This window comes from Stenotrophomonas sp. HMWF003 (genome assembly GCF_003061285.1).
Classification (GTDB): Bacteria; Pseudomonadota; Gammaproteobacteria; order Xanthomonadales; family Xanthomonadaceae; genus Stenotrophomonas; species Stenotrophomonas maltophilia_AP.
Genome location: NZ_QAIW01000395.1, coordinates 23,073 through 27,963 on the forward strand (window position 1 = coordinate 23,073; position 4,891 = coordinate 27,963).

6 protein-coding genes are annotated in these 4,891 nt (G+C 68.2%); 4 read left to right on the forward strand and 2 right to left on the reverse strand.

Annotated elements, in window-relative coordinates; all coding sequences use genetic code 11:
- A partial coding sequence (locus DBR34_RS17005; protein WP_258224050.1) for a bifunctional DedA family/phosphatase PAP2 family protein occupies positions 1-1,781 on the reverse strand: 1,781 nt, incomplete at its 3' end.
- Positions 1,782-1,883: 102 nt separating this feature from the next.
- On the opposite strand from DBR34_RS17005, the gene DBR34_RS17010 reads away from it, so the two are divergent.
- From DBR34_RS17010 to DBR34_RS17025, 4 genes are all read left to right on the forward strand, one after another.
- Positions 1,884-2,546, forward strand: a complete 663-nt coding sequence (locus DBR34_RS17010) for a serine/threonine protein kinase (RefSeq protein ID WP_128097668.1) — start codon at positions 1,884-1,886, stop codon at positions 2,544-2,546.
- Entirely contained in the window at positions 2,543-3,064 is a 522-nt protein-coding gene (locus DBR34_RS17015) for a DUF2867 domain-containing protein (RefSeq protein WP_258224049.1), read from the forward strand. Before DBR34_RS17010 ends, DBR34_RS17015 begins: the two co-directional genes overlap by 4 nt.
- Before the next feature lie 47 nt (positions 3,065-3,111).
- The gene (locus DBR34_RS17020) at positions 3,112-3,561 is read left to right on the forward strand and encodes a hypothetical protein (RefSeq protein WP_128097669.1); all 450 of its coding nucleotides are present in this window, start codon (positions 3,112-3,114) and stop codon (positions 3,559-3,561) included.
- Between the two features lie 165 nt (positions 3,562-3,726).
- Positions 3,727-4,215, forward strand: coding sequence for a hypothetical protein (locus tag DBR34_RS17025; protein ID WP_128097670.1), 489 nt, complete (start codon positions 3,727-3,729; stop codon positions 4,213-4,215).
- A gap of 78 nt (positions 4,216-4,293) precedes the next feature.
- Here DBR34_RS17025 and DBR34_RS17030 read toward each other — a convergent pair.
- The coding region (locus tag DBR34_RS17030) for a hypothetical protein (protein WP_128097671.1) at positions 4,294-4,891 on the reverse strand (598 nt) is incomplete at its 5' end.

A 4,891-nucleotide genomic window follows, 5' to 3' on the forward strand; every position in this document is an offset into this window, starting at 1 on the left:
GCGGGCGCCGGCCACACGCGCAGCGCGAAGATCTCGTTGGGCGCATTGCCCGCGCGCAGCATCAGCAGCGATTCCACCTGGGTGTCCAGCGTGGCCGGCAGCACCGGCACTTCGTCCGGCGTGGCGGACTTGTCGAGCATCAGCAGCGCCTGTTCCCACCCGGCCTGCGGCTGCACGCGCCAGCCCTGGCTTTCCAGGCGCTTCTGCAGCGGCGCCAGCGGGCCGGCGACCTGCACGTCCAGCGGCCAGCGCTGGTCGTCATCGAACTCATTGCGACGCGCCGGCAGCTCCCGCCAGGCGTCCTGCAGCCACGCCGCGGCCGTCATGTCCACCGGGGCCGGCTGGGCCGGCTCGAAGCGGGCCAGCTTGAGCGGAATGTTGCGCGGTGCGTACCAGAGCGCGGCCACGGCGAATACGCCGTAGAACAGCCAGGCCACCGGCTTGACCCAGAACGAGCGGTTGAAGCGGCGGCGATAGGCGATGCCCAGCACCAGCAGCCAGAAGATGCCGAACAGCATGCCGCCGATGACATCGCTCAGCCAATGCGCGCCCAGGTACAACCGCGCAAACCCGATCAGGCTCACCACGATGCCCGACAGCAGGTACGGCCACACGCGCGTGCGCCCGGGCAGCTCGCGTGCGATCAGCACGGCGAAGAAGCCGAAGATGATGGTGGCCATGGTCACCGACACCGACGGGAAGCCGAAGCCACTGCTGGCATCCGGCGGGCGCACCACGTGCACCGTGGCGCCCAGCAGCTTGGTCAGTGCCAGCCCGAAGGCCAGCGCGGCCAGCCAGTGCGCGGCGGCCATCCAGCGCCGGCGCCAGACCAGGTAGCCCATGCCGGCCGCCGTGGCCGGCAGCAGCACCTGCCACGCGCCCAGCGACGCCAGCGCGGCCATCGGGTAGTCGGCCAGCGGGTTGCGCAGCGCCAGCATCGCCTGGTGCACCACCATGTCCAGGCGCAGCGGCTCGCCGTGCGCTACCACGGCCATCAGCAGCGCGAACCAGCACCAGCCGAGCAACAGCAGCATCAGCGCCAGCATGGCCAGCGGCACCGACTCGCGCCGTTGCGGGTCGAACACGGCCACCGAGTAACGGCCCAGGGTGGGATGGCGCTGCGACCAGCGCAGCAGCGCCGCCAGCCAGCTGTCCATGCGCGAGGCCGACCAGCGGTAGCCGTACAGCACGATCGCCCACACCGCGCCCATCAACACCGCCACCAGCCCCAGCACCATCACCAGCCGCCCGGCCACCGCCGCAACGGCGTCATAGGCTTCGCCCAGCACCCAGCCCGGCGCCAGGAACAGCACCGCCCAGGACAGGCTGGCGATACCGCTGGCCTGGAAGTAGCGCGACAGCGGCATCTTCATCATGCCGGCAATGGCCGGCACGAACGGCCGGATCGCCCCGACATAACGCGCCACCAGGATGCTCTTGAACGCATTGCGGCGGAACATCGTCTCGCCGCGGTCCAGCAGCTGCGGGTACTTGCTGAAGGGCCAGAAGCCGCGCAGCCGGTCGCCCCAGCGGCGGCCCACCCAGTAGCTGATGCCGTCACCGGCGAACGCACCCACCGCCGCACACGCCACCGCGTACGGGCCGGAGATCTGACCCAGGCCGATGAACACGCCCACGGCGAACAGCAGCGGCAGCGCGGGCACGATCGCGCCCAGCACGATGACCGCATCGCAGAAGGCAATGAGGAAAATGACCGCACCGGCGAGCACGGGGTGAGCTGAGATCCACGCAAGCGTGGTATCGATCCATGACGAGTCCATCGTCGGATTATAGAGGTGTGAAGGTGACTGACTGCCGGCCAGCGGCGGCCAACGTGCGTGATCTACAGTGAATGAACGCGATCGCACGCCTAGAATGGCGCCATGAACCGCGCCCCTGATCCCGCTCCGCATGCCCTGAAGGCCGACAGTTTCGGCTGCATTCTGTTGATCGAGCAGGACGGGCAGCGCTTTGTCCGCCGCGACCTGGGCGCCACCCCGTGGTGGCTGCGCCTGCCCGCGTGGTGGCTGGCCCGGCGCGAAGCGCGCGCGCTGGCCCACCTGGACGGCATGGCCGACACCCCGGCGCTGCTGGCCTGGAACGGGCGCTGGCTGGACCGCAGCTTCATGGCCGGTGACGCGATGTACCAGCGACCGCCGCACGGTGACCTGGCCTATTTCCGCGCCGCGCGCCGGCTGCTGCAGCGCGTGCACCGGCATGGCATCGCGCACAACGACCTAGCCAAGGAAGCCAACTGGCTGGTGCGCGAGGACGGCTCGCCGGCGCTGATCGACTTCCAGCTGGCGGTGATCGGCAACCCGCGCTCGCGCTGGATGCGCCTGCTGGCCCGCGAAGACCTGCGCCACCTGCTCAAGCACAAGCGCATGTACTGCCGGCAGCACCTGACCCCGGTGGAGAAGCGGCTGCTGAAGCGCACCTCGTGGGTACGCGACCTGTGGTTCCGCACCGGCAAGCCGGTCTACCGCTTCGTCACCCGGAAGATCCTGCACTGGGAAGACAACGAAGGGCAGGGGCCCAAGCCGTGAGTGCGCCGGTGGTGCGCGGGGTGCCGGTGGATGCCGGCAACGTGCTGCATGCGCAGTTGCCCGGCGCCGACTTCGTGCACGCGTGCCGGGCAACGGTGCCACGCGGCGGCCGCTCGGCGCTGCAGGCCTACAAGGACATGGCGTCCACCGTGCCGGGCTGGTTCGACGGGCTGATGGCGGTGCGCAACGGCGGCATGCGGCTGCTGGGCATGAAGGACCTGGGATCGCTGCGTGCCGTGCAGGACGCGGCCGACCCCATGCCCGGCCAGCGGCTGGGCATCTTCACCGTGCAGCGGTGCACGCGCGAGGCGATCGTGCTGGAGGACGACGACCGCCACCTGCACGTGCAACTGGCACTGCAATGGCGTGGCGATGCACTGGAGATCGCCACGGTGGTGCATACGCACAACGCCTTCGGGCGGCTGTACATGCTGCCGGTGGCGCCGGTACATCGGATGATCGTGCCGCATCTGTTGCGGCGGCAGGTGTGCGGCTATGGGGCACCAGGGGACCGATGAGCAGTGGATGCAGAGGCGAACACCGTATGGCGGCGGGTGCCTGTCACGTGTCACTGGTGCAGCTGCTGCAAACGCCTGAGGCTTTTGAAGGCCGTGCCATTGCGGTGGTCATCTTCTACCCCGGCGATGGTGCGCGTGCGCTGTTTGCGACCCGCGATGCGGCCGACGCAAACGATCTTGCCTCAGCGCTGCTTATCGACAACACGCAGGTCGAGGGCGACTACCCCGTCAAGGACGAACTGAGGGCGACCGGTTTCTACAGAGTCCATGGCACGTTCAAGCGTTCGCAGCCTGTTGTGGTTGGCGAAGGCGTGGTGGTGCCCTTTGTAGTAGGTGGGCGGCTCTCAGATCCGAGCGGAATCGAGCAGCTCAGGACCCTCACCCAGATGCGTGAACACTGCGCGGAACGCCCGCATTGCAGGATGGAGTACATGGACGGAATCCTGCCAATGCCACGTATCGGAACCGCCCGGAAACCACCCGATGCGCTGGAGTAGCTCGCGTTCTCTCGCCTTGCGGTGCGGCCCCGGCACCCTGTCCACGGCTGACGGAAAGAAGATGCGGCTTGGTAGCCTGGTAGAGGAGCTGAAATGAGAAGGATCAGAGGATCGGGGCTGATTGCCCTGGCGCTGGCAGGATGCCAAGGAGGGGGGCCGGCTCCCGTGAACAGCGCCGAAGACATATGCGCCTATCGGATGAGCGGGGGCGTTTGCCATGTCTCGCCGACCCAACTGCTGACGGCGCCGGAGAAGCTGGCGGGCAGAGAGGTTGTCGTGGTTCTCTACTACCCCGGCTTCGGGGCCCGCGTGTTGTTCGCCAGCCGCGATGCGGCGCAGAGCAACGATCTGTCGTCCGGGTTCGTTGTTCCCGGCGACGACCCTGCAGGTGGGCAGGGGGCGCAGCCAACGCTGGATCAGCCCGGCTATTACCGCGTGCTCGCTCACTTCGAACGATCCAGGCCGGTGATTGTTGGTGAGGGGGTAACACCGTTGGCGGTTGTTGCCGGTCGATTTGATCGCATTGCCCAGGCGCGGCGCATGTCCTCCCTGGAGGAGGTGGTGGAAGAGTGCAGTGCGCTCGAGAACTGCAGCATGGGCTACTCACAAGGGGTTCTGCCCATGCCAAGGCTGGAGACCATCGACAAGAAGTAGTGTGCCGTCCCTGGCATGCATCGATGCGTCGAACACCCTATGTGACATCGGCGCGGCCAGACGTTGGCCGCTTCGCCGTCAGGGTGTGGCCACCGGCACCACCTGCTGCCCGATGAAATGCCGCGTTCCATCAAAGTCGTAGCCGATCTGAATCTGCCCGACGTCGGCGCAGGCATGGCAGTCGCGCAGCGGCGTGCGGTACAGCAGTCGGATGCCGCCATTGTCCAGCGGCGTACTGCCGCCTGCCTGCGCCGGCGCGAACGGCGTTGCCTGTGGGTGGGCGGCCAGCAGGGCCTGCACGCCCGGGTCGGCACGCACGGTGTCGTCCAGCTGCACGGCGTCCACATCGATGCGCTTGCCGGCGGCATCCACCAGCCGCGTGCCCTCGTTGGTGTTGGCCCGGAACGGGTAGGCCACCGTGGCCACGCCAATGCCATCGTGTTCATGCCAGGCGGTGACAAACGCCAGTTCACCGGCACTGGACAGTTGCCCGGCCGCCGTCACCGCATCCGCGCTGGCACCACCGGCCTGCATCGCCTTGATCAGGCATTCGCGGGTGGCGGCCGCCTCGCCCTGGCGGCAGCTGTTGAGGTCGCCACTCCACACCACGGCATTGCTCCAGCGCAAGGTGGCATCGGCGGCCATCTTCTGCGCGCTCGGCGTGGCGGTGGGGGGC

Coding starts and splice junctions, on each gene's coding strand:
- DBR34_RS17010 (WP_128097668.1), top strand. CDS start 1,884: ATGAACCGCGCCCCTGATCCCGCTCCGCATGCCCTGAAGGCCGACAGT.